Below are 544 nucleotides of genomic sequence, written 5' to 3' on the forward strand. Positions count from 1 at the left end.
CAGCATCAGCATGACGGTGAGGCCGATGCGGCTATCGAGCAGGCCGCCGTCGCGGAAGATCAGGTAGATCGGGAACAGCACCGCGACGGCCGGCATCATCTTGGTGGAAAGCATCCACATCAGGATGTCCTTGGTCCGCTTGGTCGGCGAAAACGCCATCGACCATGCCGCCGGGACGGCGATCAGGAGCGCCAGGACGGTCGAGCCGACCGACAGGATCACCGAATTCAGGAAGAACTTGAAGTAGCCGCTCTGCGCCTGCACCTCGGCATAGCTTTCGGTGGTGCCCGACGGGATGAGCGCGAAGCCCTGGATCGCCTCCTGCTCCGACTTGAACGAGGTGATGATCGTGTAGAGGATCGGGAAGAAGATCAGCAGGGCGACAATCCAGGCCGCGGCCGTGGCGATCGTCTTGTGCTGGGTGGTGACTGCGCGTGCCATGTCAGGTCCTCCCGTATCGGCGATGTTGGCGGCAGGGTCGACCGCCACTCCGGTTTGCTGCGCAAACCACCTCTCCCCCGATCGACGGGGTAGAGGAAGGGCG

1 pseudogene is annotated in these 544 nt (G+C 63.4%); it reads right to left on the reverse strand.

The features are described from left to right. Window positions 1-441: pseudogene (locus EOA38_RS38510) on the reverse strand (carbohydrate ABC transporter permease); the annotation flags it as partial. Between the last annotated feature and the right edge of the window lie 103 nt (window positions 442-544).

The organism is Mesorhizobium sp. M1E.F.Ca.ET.041.01.1.1, from assembly GCF_003997355.1.
Classification (GTDB): domain Bacteria; phylum Pseudomonadota; class Alphaproteobacteria; order Rhizobiales; family Rhizobiaceae; genus Mesorhizobium.